Here is a 17278-nt window from a genome sequence, read left to right as displayed (position 1 = left end):
CTAAAACTTCAAACATATTTTCATTGAGGGTTTCTCCCGAAGATCTAATTGATCAATCACGAAATCTGCTAATACATTTAATGGATTTATTATAGTCATACGCGGTCATGCTTCCTACTATATTAGAATCAGTGGCTTGTAAGCTATTCTTCAAATAAACTTATAGATAATGAACCAGAATCAGTTTTAAAAGATAAAAAAAGACACCAACACAATGGTTAGTGCCTTTTCTCCATCCTCTACTTAGACAGTGTATTTTTCTGATTGTACGAAGGTTATCCGATTCTCACTAATGAAGCCTTAATTTGTCTCATGCATTTATTAATTCCTATGTTTTTTACGATGCTGTAGAAATGATGGCGGTTCCAAAAACTAGTGCTGCGATTGTCCTTGAAACGAAACAAGCTTGTACGACAATTATTGAATATGAACACGGGAATAAGTGTATCGTAACAGCCACTCATTATTTAGATGCAGATAATGAAATACTGTTCGTTGTTTCCAACCTACGAGATATAACAGAAATGAACCGGCTGCAAAAAGAACTTGAAGAAACACAACAAATCAAAGACATGTATCAAAAGAACTTAGAGAGGTTGCGGAATGAAATAGGCAATCAACAGCATATTATTTATCAGAGTATGAACATGAAGCAGGTAATGTCGCTTGCAGAAAGGTTTGCTGAGAATGACTTACCGATATAACTGTTAGGAGAATCTGGAGTCGGGAAAGATGTCCTGGCTAATTTCATTCACGAGCAAAGAAAACGAAAAGGTCCATTAATTAAAATTAACTGCGGAGCGATACCTGATCAGGAGCAGGTGAAGGCTAAAAAGGCTGTGAAACAGCTAGGAGAAAGAAGAACCAATTATCGTGAAAAGGATTAAATGAAAAGGAGAAGATTTTCTAGTCTTCTTTTTTGTGTGTAGAAATTAAAACATAAGATACCATCTATGCTTCTCTCACTTGGTAAGGCTAAATAATGGTAGCTAAATACATGTAATAATTGCTAAAAATAGCTCTTTACAAATGGCCAATAAATATATGAGCCTTAAAGCCCCTACCCTATTATTTATAGTCCGAATCTTACAAGTTGTTCTTAGATAATATAACTATCGGCAGGACCCCTTTAAGAGAAAAAAGACCCTATGAGGATTGCTCACTCAGCCCATGTAGTTGAAAGGATCTGAACTGTAAAGTATAACCGAAAATGAAAAGATATAAATAAAGAATTAATATCCGTAAAAAAGCCGTTTCTTAAACATAACTTCGGGTGGAATATTGTATATATTGCAGCTTATAGATATTTTTCAGATATGGCACTTAATGCGATACCCATCCCTCCCGAAGCCTAGCCCGTAACTCCTGCTAAAACATTTTGAGGGAATTTTTAGATGAATAATTTTTAGATTGATTTTTAGAAAAATAGTAAGTTTGGTGGGAATAATAAATTTTTGCAATAGCAAAATTATCACAGAGCGAACATTTAATTTGGTACGTAGCCTTGCTGACATGTGGAGTATCTAACAATGGCAATGATTCTTTCATGTGTGTGCTACAGATCCACATAGTTTCACCCCTTCATTAAGATTTCAATACTACACTTACCAATTCCATATTTTTATCCATTATTATTGATTTCTTTCACTGCAGCCTTTTCAATTTCTCCTATATGACACATTTAACTCGCCAATGGTAACGTAAGCTCAATTAAAGTTCCTTCGTTCACTTTACTAAGGTAGGAAATACTGCCATTGTACTGTTAAGTAATTTTAGTCCGGTGCCCTTTTCTTTTAATGTGTAAAATGGCTAGCCTAAACCAGGGAGCAGCTCTACGGGTATGCCACATCCCTGATCTTGAAGTGAAATAATACACGAGCCATCTTGACCTTTTATAATTTGGATATGAATTTCACCTCCTCCATTCATGGCTTCTATAGCGTTCTTTATATCATTAATGAATACCTGCTTTAATTGATTCTTCTCACAAGTTATAAAAATAGGAGATTATTCTACAAACAGTTTAGATTGTATATCATTCATAATGAACTGAGGTGAAAGTATATCAAGAGTATTTTCTTTATATCCATACGGAGTAGTTGGACAGCTTGAGGTTTCCCAAAGAACGAAGTTCGCTCGTAATCGTTTCAATTCTTTCCAGTTTACTTAGGAGCAATTCAATATCCTCAGCAGATTTATTTTCCTTCTTATAAAGTTGAAAAAAACCTTTTATGGTTATCAGAGGATTTCTTATTTCGTGCGCCACTACTTTATAAATAGCAAAACTAGGAAGATCGTAAAAATTCCAGCATAAAAACCGACCAAAAGTCATTTTATTACTTGGCTTATGATTGATAAACGAACGTATAACTAGAGGCATAATAACAAAAAGGCAAAATAAAGAGAGATTAACAATTTAGTTAAAAAAATCAACCTAATTCCCACTATACTTAAACGGTTCACGATTTTTTTTACATGGTTGACGTGATATTGAAAACACTTACAAAACTCCTGTTAAATTTTGCAGCACTAAAATTAATGCTGGGAATCTGTGAGTGTTTTCATTATAAATACTAAACTAATAGAATTGGCTTCTTTTCATTAACATTATTTACCTTTATTTGGATCTTTCTTCTAACCAATCAACAATCGTTGGATACGTTATTTTTGAAGCTTTACTTCCAAAAGCAATTGACTTATGCCCTACTGGTAATTTTGGATCTTTACTGGAAATGTGATTCATCAATGCTTCTACTTAATGTGGTTGAGTAATGATGTCAATTTCACCTGATAAGTTGAGCACTTTCGCAGTGATTGTCTCAAGATTAACCTGACGGCCACGAATTGGTAGCTCAGGGTGCAGAGCTGCAAATATTGATGTTATTGTACCACCTATGCAGTATCCCAGAATGGACACTTCCTCCGCATTCGATTTCCGTAAGGCTTTCGCATTGCTCGTGGGATGTAGTCCATAATATAATCATCTAATTTCATATTTTTATCTTCCATGCCTGGTGTACCCCAATCAAACATGTTCATAGAGCCTCAATGATTACTGAGATTCCTTGTCCTCCTCCAATACAGAGGGAAGCTAGTCCATACTTCTTTTCTCGATTCCGTAACTCTAGGGCCAATGAATATATAATTCTAGCTCCACTAGCACCAACTGGATGACCTAATGCGATTGCTCCACCATTGACGTTAACTTTTTCCCGTTTCAATCCAAGCTCTCTCTCTACTGCAAGATACTGGGCAGAGAATGCTTCATTGATTTCGAACAAATCGATATCTTCAATATTGAGTCCGGCTTTCCGTAAAGCTAATTGACTAGCAGGAACTGGTCCAATCCCCATAATATTTGGGTCTACCCCCGCAATCCCCCAGGATATGATTCTTGCCAATGGCTTCACATTGTGATTGGTTTGAAGGAAGGATTCACTTCCAAGTATTAATGCAGCTGCCCCATCATTAATACCACTTGCATTACCTGCCGTTACGGTCCCATCCTTTTTAAAGGTTGGTTTCAGTTTCGCTAATCCTTCAATTGAAGTATTATGGCGAATATGTTCATCATCTAAAATGGTTATTTCTTTTCCTTTTTTGGTGAATATCGTGACAGGGGAAATCTCTTGTTGAAATCGCCCCGTCAGTTGGGCCTTTGCTGATCTTTGGTGTGATTGGACAGCCAAACTATCTTGATCGTCTCGGGTTAGTTCATATTTTTCAGCAAGAGTTTCCGCTGTTACTCCCATCCCACACCCTATATATTCATCGCTCAAAGTCGCCCAAAGCATGTCGTCCATTTGTGGAGACTGTAGACCCGTACCAAAGCGGACATCTCGTAATACGTGAGGAGATTGGCTCATATTTTCGGTTCCCAAGGCTAGGGCGACTTCAGCATCCTTTAAAATAATCGACTGAGCTGCCGATACGACCGCTTGCAATCCAGAACCGCATAAACGATTGAGAGTTAAAGCGGGGCTCTCGATTGGAATTCCAGCATTCAAAGCAATATGCCTGGATAGGTAAGAGGCATTTTTCGAAGTATGTATCACATTCCCTGCAAAAACATGCTCAACCTCTTCAACTGAAATATTACTTTTTTCAATAGCTCCTTTACTTGCGATCACTCCAAGGTCTATGGCAGAAATATCCTTTAATACCCCTCCAAAACTCCCGAATGGCGTCCTAGCTCCACCTAAAATATAAACATGACTCATAATTCATTCTCCTTTATTGAAGGTTGTTTGATTCTCCAACTTGTAAATCTTCATAATACATGGTTCATATCTACTCTCATCAAACACTATTTAATGACGGTGAATTAACGGAATTTTCGCAATTACTACTAATTCGTCCTTTACCATGCTGTAAGGCTCTAACTCATGCCCAAGTATATCTTTCACGTTTGACAAGCCCATTCACCTCTTTTTAATAGATTACATTCCTGTTTTCGTTAATTTTGAGTTTTTTCTATGCTTTAAGCAGATTTCCGGCAATAACAAGACGCTGAATCTCTTGCGTCCCTTCATAGATTTGGGTGATTTTAGCATCCCTCATATATCGTTCTACCGGGTATTCCCTTGTGTATCCATATCCGCCGAATACTTGAACAGCCTCTACCGCTACTTCCATGGCGGTGTCTCCAGCAAATAGTTTGGACATTGCAGATTGAAGACCGTAAGGAATTCCTTGATCCTCACGCCATGCTGCCTGATACGTCAATAAACGGGCAGCTTCGATTTTTGTGGCCATATCGGCTAATTTGAATTGAATAGCTTGAAGTGAGCTAATCGGTTTTCCAAATTGGACGCGATCCTTTGCAAATGCGACAGCATTATCAAATGCTCCTTGAGAGATCCCAACAGCTTGGGAAGCGATTCCGTTCCGACCGCCGTCGAGAGTCATCATGGCAATCTGGAACCCTTCACCCACTTGGCCCAAAAGATTGTCCTTTGGAACGCGGCAGTCCTCAAAAATGACCTCTGTCGTGGCGGAAGAGCGAATGCCTAGCTTTTTTTCCTTCTTTCCTACCGAGAAACCTGGGAAGCCCTTTTCCACAATAAACGCAGAAATGCCTTTATGCTTTAGTGTCGAGTTGGTCTGTGCGAAAACGATATAAATGTCGGCATAGCCTCCGTTGGTAATAAAAATCTTCGATCCGTTCAAGACCCATTCATCTCCGTCTAGAACGGCAGTTGTTCTCATTCCACTGGCATCAGATCCGGATCCAGATTCCGTCAAGCAATACGCACCCATGTTTTTTCCTTCCGCCATGGCCCGCAAATATTTTCGCTTTTGATGTTCCGTTCCAAACTTGTAAACCGGCCATCCGGCTAACGATGTATGTGCAGAAAGTGCGGTCCCAATTGAAGCGTCCACTCGAGACAATTCCTCCACCGCGATCACATAACTCAAGTAATCGGCACCTGCACCTCCGTACTCTTCTGGCCAAGGAATGCCGCATAAACCAAGTTCCGCCATCTTGTGCCAAATCTTGATATCAAAGTATTCCTCTTCATCACGTTGAGCAGCAGTAGGTTCACATTCGTTTAGAGCAAACTCTCGCACCATTTTTTGCATCATTTGATGTTCCTTAGATAATAAAAAATTCATCATTAGTCCCCTTTTTTGATTTTGTTATTCTAAACATGATATCTTCTGAAAAACTATGCAAGCTATTTGCCATCGTAAATCTATAAAGATAATACTTTAAAAAACTCCAACCCTTTCAAGGATAGGACTTTAATGCTATTTACACTTTTTGTTCGATAAGCTTTCGGGTATAGATGGTTACCCATTTCCTTGGCAGCAATCCCACAGATTTAGCCATGAGTTTATTTTTAAAGCCTGGAATGATCACAGTTTTATTCTTCATTAACCCTTCAAATCCGCACTTGGCAACAGCTTGCGGTTCTATTAAGTTCTTAATGAAAATTTTTGTTCTTGTTGAAGCCAACCCTTGCGTGAGCGGCGTTTTGGTAGAAGGGGGACATAATACAGAAGCTTGAACTCCGGTTCCTTTAAGTTCTTCCGCAATTGCTTCCGTAAAGAATAAGACGTAAGATTTGCTGGCCCCATACATCGACATCCGTGGAGTTGGCTGAAAGGCTGCTGTTGAAGCCACGTTTAAAATTTTACCTTGCTTTCGTTTCACCATGTCATCCGTAATAAGTCTAGTTAAATACGTGAGCGAGATCATGTTGAGCTGCAGGTATTCCATTTCTTTTTGAATATCCAATTCCGTCATCAACCCTAATCCGCCAGCTCCAGCATTATTAATCAAAATATCGATGTCGATTCCTTCGCTTTTCAAGTATCGATGCAAGCTCTCTACCGTTGTATGACTGCTCAGATCGCCTGCAAAAGTATTCACTTGCACGCCATATTCCTTTTTTAAACTCTCGGCTTGTTGTTCCAACAACGCCGAATCTCTGGCAACTAATACCAAGTTATAACAATGCCCTGCAAAAACTTTTGTGAATTCATATCCGATCCCTTTTGTAGCACCAGTAATCAAAACCGTCTCTGCTGTCATTTATCATTATTCCTCCTAGTATTATTATCTGTTAAGTTAGAATATTGAAAATTTTAAAAATATTATTATGTTAATGATTATACTTATAAGTTTTAATAAAATAAAATTAAAAATATTAATTTGTAAATTATTATGACTAATATTAAAAATGAAAAAGCCAAGAAAAAAGAGAAGCCTCTTCGTCAAGTGGACGCCGGACTTCTCTTTTTTTTATTAATCAAATTATCAAAATTTAGTCACATCAATAGGTTCAATTCCTTCAGCCGCGCAATGTTCATAGTATCTTTTCAGGAATGTTTCCCAATTGTCTCTGGCAAGAATTTCTCCTTCTTCACCTATATAGTCTAATGTTCCTTCTACAATATTGAAGGTGATAACATCTTCATCCCCTACAGCTGTCGGCGTATGTTTGGAGCCTGCAGGCTCATAAACCATGTCACCAGGTTTGGAGATCCAAGGCTCCTCGAGATATCTCCAAGTCCCTTGGACGGTATATACAATGACTGTTCCAGGATGGAAATGGGCCGGAAGCTGCATTTTCGCAGGAACAGATAATAAAGTAACCGTTTGTCCTGTCACAGGGTTGGCTTTAAGCAATTTAAATTTCGCATCTCCAAAATATGGAATCCAAGGCAATTCATCTACACTAACATTACCTGCATGAAATACTTCTACTTCTTTTACATCTTTTAAATTACCCACTTAAAATCCCCTCTTCCAATAAATATTTATTAAATTCGCATATTGTTATCGCTTTCATCAGCAAGCAAATTAACTGGGTTCGAATTTATTAATTTCAGTATATTCTTAATTTTCAGTTAAGTAAAATTGATTTTTTTTAATTGCAATTAAGTATGATTAATTTACGCAAACACGTTATTTGGATGAAATTTACTTAGCCCCAAGTCCACCATCAAGAGTCAAAATTTGTCCAGTACAATAATCAGATGCTGCTGAAGCAAAGTAAAGGAGTGCACCTACCAAATCATTGTCACTGCCTAATCTTCTAACTGGAACTTGTGAGGCAATGAAAGGGCCTGCTTTGTGTACAAGTGTTCCCGGTATTTCTGGGTTATTCATTCCTGTAGTGAAAACTCCAGGAGCAATTGAATTTACATACACTCCATGTCGTCCCCACTTAACTGCCAGATCCTTCGTTAAAGTCATGACTGCACCCTTACTAGTTGTATATCCGACAGAATCTACAGCTTCCGGGTCAACACCTTTAAAACCGATACTAGAAGAAATGTTAATGATTTTACCGTATTCGTTATTAATCATATGTTTACCAACTGCCTGACACATCAAGAATGTTCCTGTCACATTTGTATCCAGCATAGCTTGCCATTGTTCTAAAGGCATATCCGTAGCAGGAGACTCAAAAACTGTTCCGCTCCCGTTGACTAAAATTTTGATTTCCCCAAAATGAGAAACCGCTTTCTCCACACCTTGAACGACAGATTCCCGATCTGTGACATCCAATGATAGAGCAAGTGCCTGTCTTCCTAACGCCTCGATTTCTTTTACAACTGCTTCGCAAACTTCTAAACGCCGTGAACATACAACAACGTTTGCTCCGGCTTCTGCCAACGCCAGTGCCATTACACGCCCTAACCCGCTGCCGCCTCCGGTAACGATTGCTGTCTTACCATTTAAATCAAACAATTGGTTCAATGACATTCTAGTTCTCCTCCTGTTTTTAGAATATTCAAAGATTTTAAAATATTATTGATATTGATTATACTAATAAATTATAATTAAATAAAATTAAAGATTTTAATCTGTAAGTAAGTATTACTAATATTTAAAAAAGGAGAACAGTCATGAATATTGAACAATTACTATATATCGTAGAAGTCGCAAAATACAGTTCTCTGTCTATCGCAGCACAGAATCTACATGTGACTCAATCCAACATCAGCCAGTCCATAACCAACTTGGAAAAGGAGTTGGGGATTAAAGTTCTTAAGCGGTCACGGGGACACGGCGCTGTCCCAACCGATGAAGGAAGAATCATTCTGAAACTCGCCTATGAAGTACAAAAAAAACTTGAGGAAATAAAAGTGACTGCTAACTTATTGAATTCCACGGAAGTGGGGGAACTAAAAATTTCGTCATTACCTGGATTGATGACGTTCCTGGTAAAAGCGATATCATCGTTTAGACATGATTATCCGCACGTAAATTTGGAGGTTTCCGATAAAAGTGGATCTGCTGTAATTGAAGATGTTCGACAGCACAAGACTGACATTGGACTGATTACGTATTCAAGTGATTTGAACATAAACATGGAAGGAATAGCTTTTGAAGCATTAATCGAAGGGAAGCAGAAAGTTTATGTTTCTAAGCATTCTCCCTTAGCCATCCTTGGTACTATAACTCCGCATGATATACTTGATCAAACTCTCGTGACATATAAGGGTGAATTTATGCAGTATTTTGTACAAGAATTCTTTCATAAATATAAGCCCTTGAAAATCTTATTTACATCAAATAATATGGATGGAGTTCTCCAAGCCGTCAATGAAAATTTGGCAATTACATTTGCTCCTGATTTCGTAATGAAAAACTATCCCCTTATCATTAATGGTGATATCGTTCCAATTGATTTGGTGTATCATCCGACTGTAAATATTTCTTTAGGATTAGTTCGATCAGAAAATAAACATTTGTCCACTTTTGCCAACAAATATATTCATTATTTAAAATCAGAAATTATTAAGAATTAAAAAAGAAAAAAAAGAGAAGGTTCTTCGTCTCAAGGTGGGCGAAAAAGCTTCTCTTATTACAAATCTATCTCTACCCTTAGCAGTGTAATCTCTTTACCTTGTAATAGAATTCTTTTGGCGATCCCCTTTACCACATGTCAAATTGGTGCTGATCGTAAAGGAAGCCTCCGTCTTTTCTATCACTTCATCAAGTGAAACACCTTCTTGAGTTTCCACAAGAATCATTCCCTCGGGAGTAAAATCAAATACAGCCAAGTCAGTAATCAGTCGATTTACAACCTTTTGACCTGTCAATGGAAGGGAACAGCTTTTTTTGATTTTGGATTCATTGTACTTATTGGTGTGCTCCATTATGACCACAATTCTTTTGGCACCATGGACAAGATCCATCGCACCTCCCATCCCTTTGACCAATTTTCCCGGAATCATCCAATTTGCCAAGTCACCTTGTTCGGAAACCTCCATACCTCCCAAGATAGCCAGATCAATGTGTCCCCCACGAATCATGGCAAAGGACTCAGCACTGTCAAAGAAAGATCCACCGATTACCGCTGTAACCGTTTCTTTCCCTGCGTTAATAAGATCAGGATCTTCCATCCCTTCAACTGGATAGGGTCCGATGCCAAGCAACCCATTTTCGGATTGCAATAATACATGTAATTCTTTCGGTATTTCGTTCGCAAGTAAAGTAGCCATTCCAATTCCTAGATTCACATTCATCCCATTTTGAATCTCTTGAACCGCACGCTTAATGATTTTTGTCCTGGTATCCATACTGTTAATCCTCCTGAAAAATCGCATTGTAATTTTTGCGGTAAGTTACCCTTTAAAGGTAAGTTAAGTAGGTATGACGGTACGGCGTTCAATTCTTTTCACATAATTTTTTCCTTCCAATATCCTTTGAACATAGATCCCAGGTGTATGAATCTCATCCGGATCAAGAGCACCTACTTCAACCATTTGCTCCACTTCGGCAATCGTAATCCTGCCTGCCGTTGCTGCTAGTGGATTAAAATTCCGCGCTGTCTTCCGGTAAACAAGATTTCCTAACGGTTCACCTTTCCATGCCTTGACGAAGGCAAAATCCCCAACAATTCCTTCTTCAAGAATATGCGTTCTGCCATTAAATAATCGGTGCTCTTTGCCCTCTGCAATCGGTGTACCCACTCCAGTCGGCGTATAGAATCCAGGGATGCCAGCTCCTCCTGCCCGAATTCTTTCCGCCAGTGTACCCTGGGGAACAAGCTCTACTTCCAATTCTCTACTTAAAAATTGCTTTTCAAAGATCTTGTTCTCACCTACATAGCTTGCCACCATTTTCTTAATCTGTTTATTGGCAAGCAGTAAACCCAGTCCCCAATCATCCACCCCACAATTGTTACTGACAATCGTAAGGTCTTTTGTTCCCTTTTCTCGCAATGCTAGAATTAGATTCTCGGGAATTCCCGACAGACCAAACCCACCAACAATGATGGTTGCACCATCTTGAATATCTTGAATCGCTTCATAAAATGTTGTGTTTAACTTTCCTTGCCCAGCCAATATTTTCACTCCCTGCATTATTAACTTAATTAATAGAATTTTTTTATTATGATACCGACCATACTCATAAGTAATAATTAAATAAAATTAAATTTTTTAATCGGTAAGTAAGTAATCTTTATATACTACAAACTATAATCTTAAATATAAGCTGTGTTAAACTTACCTGTTGATTTCCGCTCCAGGCACTTCGCTCCAATCAACATAGTTTGAAAAATCAACAATTATGTTTAACATAGCCTAAGAATAAATAAGGACCTCCGTAATAAAGAAGTTCCTTTTACAGTTCAAATCATTTACGAAACTAACTAATTTACTTAATCCTCCGCTTCAATATGATCATCAGCGTAAGTCTCGGATATCTTATCCTGACAACTCCAGCACTTACTGCGATTTCGCTCCATAATGGCTAATTCCTCATGACACAATACACAACTGTCCATCTCAGAAACGGCCTTTTCATTTTTACACATAGTTTATTTCCCTCCTTGATTCACCTATTAATGATTTTTATACAATAACTTGTTCCTCAGGTTTTATCTGACTTTGGTTCGCGGGACGGACAATGGTCCAAAATAATAATCCGATTACGAACATAACCAAAGAAGTTACTTGAAAGCCATAACTATATCCAATTGCCTCTGTTCCTGCATACTGGATAAGATACCCGAATATGAGTGGAGCAATAATGCTTGTTGAACTTGATAGAGCCACATAGGTCCCTTGAGCCTTTCCAATGTTTTTAGGAGAAAATAATTCCATTAATATGGCGGGTGCGAGTGAAAGAATAACAATCGCAAAACCCGGAGCAAGGATGAAGAATAGAATGGAAATAGAACTAGAATTAAAGGCATTTGCAAGAAATAAACAAATAGCGGAGATCACCATCGTTATCCCTGCAACATTTATTCGTGCTTTACGAATATCTCCTGTTTTGCGATAAAGCCGATCCGATAACAAGGCAAATACAATCTGGCAAATGGCAGCAAAAAGAAAGGGTAAAGACACTGCAAGTTTCAACATTTTTCCATCAAAATGTTGAATTTCGGTAAAATATGCAGGAAACCATACTGCTTGAACGGACAATAACCAATAGGCACAGCCTGCACACAAAACGATAAAAATAAAATTTTTAGATAAAAGATACGGAAGAAACTGACGCCAAGAAACATTAGAAGAAATTATTGAGTGCTTATCTTCTTGATCAAAAGTATACGAACCGATTTCTTTTGGGCTTTCTTTTCCAAGAATCAACCATAAAACTAGCACCATTAGTCCAACAATCCCCATTGCTATAAAAGCAGATCTCCATCCATATCCATTGATCAAGGAGATTAATAATGGCGAAGCAATCGCGGGTCCGATTGTTGCTCCAAAGAGAACGGCGCCAAAGCCTATACCATGTCTATGTTTAGGGAACCATTTCCCTATTATTGAAGTTGATATAGCAACTGCAGGACCTTCTCCTGCTCCCAAGACCATTCTTGTCATTACTAGCAGAGTCAGACTGGAAACAAAAGGTGTGGTAAATTGAACAATCAACCAGACAAACGAGATCCAAGTAAACATTTTTTTCGTATTTCTTGTATCGGCCATTCCCCCTAGAATGAAAGAGGAAAAGGTAAAGAACCAAAAAAACGAACTGCCGACAATTCCCCATTGTGAAGGACTTAAATGTAACTCTTTCATTAAAGGAACAGAAACCAAACCAATGATAATTTTATCAACCTGGTTGATCATACCTGAAGCTACAAGAATTAATAATATGATCCAAGAATATTTAGGTGTTTTCAAATTAATAATCTCCCCTTCTATTCCGTTAACATGAATCAATTGGTGTTTTAAAAGTTTTTAAAGGTAAACCTTCCGTGTTTAACCTCCTCTAAACTCTTATATTTATTAATCCCATTACCTCATTTTATCTGCAATACCTCCAGCTGTTTTTTCACGTACCGGAATACCGCCGCGACCCGCTTTACCTGTTTTCTCATCAATGAACATCGCGAAGTCTGGCGCAATTTCTCGCCCATTTGGCATCGTGAGCCACAATCTTAATAAATGACGTTTGCGTTCAGGTTCTTCATAGTCTTCGTATACCGTACGTGAATGAAGAACAGAATAATTATTAACAAATTGCATATCACCCGGTTCCATCATCATATCAATATGCATGTTTTCATCATATAGGAGGGAATCAATTAAGTCATATGCTTCAGTTTCAACCTTTGACAAATATCTACCTGTTTTCGCTTGTGCCGATTCGACATATCCGCGGTTATATCTGCAGCTTAATTTACCTTCGTAATAACTAAAGACTGGTGATGAATAAACAGGAGATTCACCTAGTGTTTCCTCACCACGGCGATCCAAGAAATATGGAAGATAGAGAATTCCAAGATACTCTGGGTACCTATCCAGAATTTCATTGTAAACCGCGATGGAACTTACGATACTACTGTAACCGCCAACTTTAGCTTTTCGAAGACTTAATAATCCTACTACGTCAGATCCATCTGGGTGAAAGGGAAGATGAGCATTCGTTTGGTAACCACGTACATTTGAATCATTAATGTCGAGACCTTGGTCAACAACATGCCCTAATAGATCACCTTTGGCGTTTTGCGTTACCGGGATGCCCAGGTGGACTCCGAGACCCCAGTAAATGATGCTTGCTTCTTCATCTGTATACTTTTCAATTGGTAAGCCACGAATTAATAGAAAACCTCTCCCATTTTCCAGCTCGTCTATAAAGTAGGATATTTCGTCAGAAAGATCCGGAATTGGAAAGTCCTCCTTGTTAAAATCAGGTGCCTTTAACCCTTTTTGTTTTACATAGAATAAAGCACTTTCAAGATTTGCAATCGTTTTCTCTGACAAATAATAAATCCATGAATCATCTTTAGCTAAATCAATACCTTTCCAAGCCACTGGTCCTTGAATTTTTTCCTTTAAAATAGACGGCACCGAGAATCCTCCTTCGTTTTCTATTGCAATTTTAACTAATGAAAAAGTTTGGGCTGTTTTCCTACTTTAAAAGCGACTGTCACTATCTTTCAAACCCTTATACAAACAATTATTGCTTAATAAATGATGTTCCTTGTTCCCCCCTTCACTTCCATGGAAGCGCTTTAAATAACTTCTGACTGTTATAATTGTTATTCTGTTAATTATATTCATAATTTTCAGTTAAATAAAATTAAAATTTTTAATCTGCAAATAATCTTTACTAATAAATGGAAAATACAATACTCATGTACATGGCAATCTTATAACACATATCATTATATTAATAAAACTTAAGTGCAATTTAAAATTTTTAATTTTATATAATTATCATTTATAGGTAGAATCAAAGATAGAAATGATTAAATATTCTAATAAATAACTTTCAAGCAGAGTCTAATACAAGTTAATTCGAAACAGGAGGTTGAACTATGGACTTAAAATTATCTGGAAAAAAAGCACTTATCGTTGGAGGAAGCAGGGGTATTGGCAAAGCTATTGCCCGTCAGTTGGCTTTGGAAGGTGTAGATTGTACGATTTGTTCAAGAAACGAATCTTCACTAAAGAATGCAGCAGACGAATTGGCCAAAGAAACCAACAGAAGTATTTATCCAATCGTGGCAGATACCAATGATCCTGACTCTATCCTAAATTTAGTTGAAAAATCAGCAGCAGAAATGGGAAGCATTGATATTTTAATCAACAGTGGAGCCCGTGTTGGAGGCCATGAACCAGAGGAATTTAACAGCATTAAAGATGAACTTATCTTGAAAGATTTTGAAGAAAAGTATATGGGCTATTTTCGTTGTGTCCGGGCTGTTGCTCCTTATATGATCCAAAATAATTGGGGACGTATTATCAATATAAGTGGTCTGGCAGCTAGAATTGGCGGCAATTATTTTAGTTCCGGTCCTCGTAATGCATCTGTTGTCCATATGACAAAATCCGCATCATTAGAATTAGGAAAGCACGGAATTACTGTCAATGCTGTTTATCCAGGGATTGTCGATACGGAAACGTTTAGAGGCCGTGTCACTAATGAGGAAGCTATACGCCAGGCAGCATCAATGAATGCCCTCGGCCGCTTGATTACACCAGAGGAAATTGCTAATGTCGTTACCTTCCTAGCCTCACCTTTGGCGGCATCGATAACTGGCGATGTCATTTCGGTAACCGGTGGAATTGGAAATACCGTTTATTACTAAATGCCTAGGGTTGCTATTGTTACTGTTTCGTAGATTATCAATAATTTCTATTTAAAAATTAAATAGGTTATTTTAAAAAGCGAGCCTCACTAAATTCTGAGGCTCGCTTCATTTAGAACATTTTCTTTCAATCTATCTCTATTGTATATTTTAAGGAACTCAAGAACTTCTCGATCCTAGAAACAGTTAATTCTATGTTCTTTGAGAAAATGGCCATTTGTACAAAAAATCCGTGCACCATCCCGGGTTCACATTCATATTCAACTTGAACACCAAAATCTTTCAGACGTTCAGCATAGGCCATTCCTTCATCCCGAAGCACATCATTTTCCGCTGTAATAACAATTGCTGGCGGGAGACCACTTAAATCTTGAGCGACCAAGGGGGAAGCATATTCATTACACCTGTCCTCATTTTTCCTTAAATAATGATCACGGAACCAAATCAACTGTTCGCGATCAAGACCAAATCCTTTTGCAAAGGCTCGATGGGATTCCGTATTGAACTCAAGATTTGTCGCAGGATAGATTAAGACCTGTGCAGTGATGTTTGGACCTTTTTTGTTTCTCGCCATCATCGTAACTACAGTCGCTAGATTTCCACCTACGCTATCCCCTCCAACTACCAATCGAGAAACTTCTCCGTTAAATGAAGTTCCTTTTTCAAAAACCCATTGCAATGCGGAATAGGCGTCTTCTACTGGAGTCGGAAACTTATACTCTGGAGAAAGACGATAGTTTACGGATACAACAATACTTTCCGTTCGATTCGCTATCATTCGGCAGCTTGCATCCGTTGATTCAATGTCTCCTAGAACCCATCCTCCACCATGGTAGTAAATAAATAGAGGGAAAGGACCTTGCCCTTCCGGTATATATACCCTGCATTTGATTGTTTCATCCTGGCTTACCGGAATCATGAAATCCTCAACTTTTGAAAGCGGTTCTAATTTTACAGCAGGACGCGGTGCTTTAGAAAGCATCTCTCTTACTGACTTATGATCCATCGTATGAATAGGTGGCAGCTGATTAAATGCTTGTAAATATTTTTCTGCTTGCGGATCTAAACTTGCCAAAAAACATCATCCTCACTTCAGGTTATTTTTAAATTACCCAGTCTATATGCGAAACCATTATTCCTGTCACGAGACTCTCAGATTAACTTCAAAATAAAAACATAAAATGGTGATTTTATTCATCATTTTCGTTGAATAAAATCACCATACAAGAAATATTGGTGATTATTATTACCACCGGTTTTTTATCTAATTACTGGTGCTCCTCCTATATAAAACTCGAAACCTGGAGCAATTTTTCGGCCATTTGGCATCATGAGCCATAATCTTAATAAATGACGTTTGCGGTCATCTTCTTCATAATCTACAAATAGTGTACGTGAATGAAAAACGGTATAATTATTAACGAATTGCATATCACCCGGTTCCATCATCATATCAATATGGAAGTTTTTATCAGCAGTAAGGGAATCTATACAATTAAATGCTTCGATTTCCTCTTTCGACAAAGAGATACCTGTTTTCGTTTGTGCTGATTCGACATATTGACGCATATATCTGCAGCTTAATTTACCATCGTAATAGCTAAAGATCGGTGATGGAACTACTGGAGATTGACCTGGTGCTTCTTCCCCACGAAGATCATGGGCGAATGGACGATAGAGAATTTCAAGGTACTCTGGGTGATTATCCAGAATTTCATTATAGATAGACATCGCACTAGCGATACTGCTTAAACCGCCAGATTTCGCTTTACGAAGACATAGTAATCCGACAACATCAGCGAGATCTGTGTGATAGTCAAGACGTACATTCGTTTGGTAACCTCTTACTGTTGTATTATCATTAAAGTCTTTACCCATGTTTTTGATATGCCCTAAGAGGTCACCCTTTTTTCCTTGGATGATCGGTAGGCCCAAGTGAAGTCCAAGACCCCAGTAAATGATACTAGCTTCATCGTCAGTATATTGATCCATTGGTAATCCACGAATCAATAGAAATCCTCTCCCATTCTCCAGCTCGTCAACAAAATAAGCAATTACATCAGCGAGATCAGGAATTGGGAAATCCTCCTTTTTAAAATTGGGTGCCTTTAACCCTTTTTGTTGAACATGTAATACAGCCTTGTCAAGAGCTGCAAGGGTTTTCTCTGACAAATAATAAATCCATGAATCATCTTTTGCTAGTTCGATACCTTTCCACGCTGAACGCCCTTGAATTTTTTCCTTTAAAATAACTGACATAC

At 38.0% G+C, this 17278-nt stretch carries 17 protein-coding genes; 4 read left to right on the top strand and 13 right to left on the bottom strand.

The window, feature by feature from the left end; all coding sequences use genetic code 11:
* Positions 1–305: 305 nt before the first annotated feature.
* Entirely contained in the window at positions 306–704 is a 399-nt protein-coding gene (locus tag NST21_RS13870) for a hypothetical protein (RefSeq protein ID WP_340889657.1), read from the top strand.
* A complete protein-coding gene (locus NST21_RS28850) occupies positions 705–887 on the top strand; it encodes a sigma 54-interacting transcriptional regulator (RefSeq protein WP_445670596.1) in 183 nt (60 codons plus the stop codon).
* Positions 888–1809: 922 nt separating this feature from the next.
* Here the strand turns inward: NST21_RS28850 and NST21_RS13865 are convergent.
* The 7 genes from NST21_RS13865 to NST21_RS13835 form a co-directional block, all read right to left on the bottom strand.
* Positions 1810–1929, bottom strand: a complete 120-nt coding sequence (locus tag NST21_RS13865; protein ID WP_340889656.1) for a hypothetical protein — start codon at positions 1927–1929, stop codon at positions 1810–1812.
* 151 nt (positions 1930–2080) lie between these two features.
* Entirely contained in the window at positions 2081–2332 is a 252-nt protein-coding gene (locus NST21_RS13860; protein WP_235569429.1) for a histidine kinase dimerization/phospho-acceptor domain-containing protein, read from the bottom strand.
* Between the two features lie 703 nt (positions 2333–3035).
* Positions 3036–4220 (bottom strand): acetyl-CoA C-acetyltransferase, encoded by a 1185-nt coding sequence (locus tag NST21_RS13855; RefSeq protein ID WP_057213815.1) that lies wholly within the window; start codon positions 4218–4220, stop codon positions 3036–3038.
* Positions 4221–4473: 253 nt separating this feature from the next.
* Entirely contained in the window at positions 4474–5616 is a 1143-nt protein-coding gene (locus tag NST21_RS13850; protein ID WP_340889653.1) for an acyl-CoA dehydrogenase, read from the bottom strand.
* A 139-nt stretch (positions 5617–5755) separates the two neighbouring features.
* Positions 5756–6538, bottom strand: a complete 783-nt coding sequence (locus NST21_RS13845; protein WP_340889652.1) for an SDR family NAD(P)-dependent oxidoreductase — start codon at positions 6536–6538, stop codon at positions 5756–5758.
* A 225-nt stretch (positions 6539–6763) separates the two neighbouring features.
* Positions 6764–7240: a 2,4'-dihydroxyacetophenone dioxygenase family protein gene (locus NST21_RS13840; RefSeq protein WP_057213822.1), complete on the bottom strand. Its 477-nt coding sequence runs from the start codon at positions 7238–7240 to the stop codon at positions 6764–6766.
* 189 nt (positions 7241–7429) lie between these two features.
* Positions 7430–8218: an SDR family NAD(P)-dependent oxidoreductase gene (locus tag NST21_RS13835; RefSeq protein WP_057213825.1), complete on the bottom strand. Its 789-nt coding sequence runs from the start codon at positions 8216–8218 to the stop codon at positions 7430–7432.
* 143 nt (positions 8219–8361) lie between these two features.
* Between NST21_RS13835 and NST21_RS13830 the strand changes: the two genes are divergently transcribed.
* Positions 8362–9267 carry a LysR family transcriptional regulator gene (locus tag NST21_RS13830; protein WP_340889650.1) on the top strand — a complete coding sequence of 302 codons (906 nt, stop codon included), beginning with the start codon at positions 8362–8364 and terminating at the stop codon, positions 9265–9267.
* Between the two features lie 93 nt (positions 9268–9360).
* Here NST21_RS13830 and NST21_RS13825 read toward each other — a convergent pair whose 3' ends face one another.
* The 4 genes from NST21_RS13825 to NST21_RS13810 all read right to left on the bottom strand — a co-directional run bounded on the left by NST21_RS13825 (position 9361) and on the right by NST21_RS13810 (position 13773).
* Complete coding sequence (locus tag NST21_RS13825; RefSeq protein ID WP_340889649.1) at positions 9361–10041, bottom strand: 3-oxoacid CoA-transferase subunit B; 681 nt, start codon at positions 10039–10041, stop codon at positions 9361–9363.
* 63 nt (positions 10042–10104) lie between these two features.
* A complete protein-coding gene (locus NST21_RS13820; RefSeq protein WP_431844661.1) occupies positions 10105–10809 on the bottom strand; it encodes a CoA transferase subunit A in 705 nt (234 codons plus the stop codon).
* A 510-nt stretch (positions 10810–11319) separates the two neighbouring features.
* Positions 11320–12603: an MFS transporter gene (locus tag NST21_RS13815; protein WP_340889645.1), complete on the bottom strand. Its 1284-nt coding sequence runs from the start codon at positions 12601–12603 to the stop codon at positions 11320–11322.
* Between the two features lie 114 nt (positions 12604–12717).
* Entirely contained in the window at positions 12718–13773 is a 1056-nt protein-coding gene (locus NST21_RS13810) for a TauD/TfdA family dioxygenase (protein ID WP_340889643.1), read from the bottom strand.
* Between the two features lie 470 nt (positions 13774–14243).
* On the opposite strand from NST21_RS13810, the gene NST21_RS13805 reads away from it, so the two are divergent.
* A complete protein-coding gene (locus NST21_RS13805) occupies positions 14244–15017 on the top strand; it encodes an SDR family NAD(P)-dependent oxidoreductase (RefSeq protein WP_340889642.1) in 774 nt (257 codons plus the stop codon).
* Positions 15018–15144: 127 nt separating this feature from the next.
* On the opposite strand, the gene NST21_RS13800 is transcribed toward NST21_RS13805, so the two are convergent.
* Positions 15145–16092 (bottom strand): alpha/beta hydrolase, encoded by a 948-nt coding sequence (locus NST21_RS13800; protein ID WP_340889641.1) that lies wholly within the window; start codon positions 16090–16092, stop codon positions 15145–15147.
* A 185-nt stretch (positions 16093–16277) separates the two neighbouring features.
* The gene (locus NST21_RS13795) at positions 16278–17276 is read right to left on the bottom strand and encodes a TauD/TfdA family dioxygenase (RefSeq protein WP_340889640.1); all 999 of its coding nucleotides are present in this window, start codon (positions 17274–17276) and stop codon (positions 16278–16280) included.
* Between the last annotated feature and the right edge of the window lie 2 nt (positions 17277–17278).

The sequence above is a fragment of the Peribacillus sp. FSL K6-1552 genome, from assembly GCF_038005205.1.
Lineage (GTDB): Bacteria > Bacillota > Bacilli > Bacillales > DSM-1321 > Peribacillus > Peribacillus butanolivorans.
Note: the sequence above shows the minus strand (reverse complement) of the source record. Positions and strands in the feature narration are given on the sequence as shown.